Origin of the sequence: Rhizobium ecuadorense (assembly GCF_001187535.1) — a bacterium.
In the GTDB taxonomy this organism is placed as follows: Bacteria; Pseudomonadota; Alphaproteobacteria; order Rhizobiales; family Rhizobiaceae; genus Rhizobium; species Rhizobium ecuadorense.
In genome coordinates this window covers 1-208 of the sequence record NZ_LFIO01001298.1, presented here as the reverse complement: position 1 = coordinate 208, position 208 = coordinate 1, and the positions used below count along the sequence as shown (strand labels likewise).

Sequence of the window (208 nt, the reverse complement as noted above, 5' to 3'; positions counted from 1 at the left end):
GTTATTCGATGGGTGGGCTGGTCATCCGTGCTTTTCTCGCGCGCTATCGTCCAGCCAAGCTGGGCAGAGTAGTCATGGTCGGAACGCCGAACAACGGCAGTCAGATTGCCGATTTCCTCAAGAGCTGGCCCTTATATAGGAAGGTCTATGGACCGGCAGGACAACAGCTGATTACCGATCAAACCGCCATGACCGAGCTGTTCGGCAC

At 55.8% G+C, this 208-nt stretch carries 1 protein-coding gene; it reads left to right on the top strand.

Going from position 1 to position 208, the window contains the following annotated elements; all coding sequences use genetic code 11:
* On the top strand, positions 1–208 hold a 208-nt coding region (locus AF337_RS27320; protein ID WP_425287902.1), incomplete at both ends, for an esterase/lipase family protein.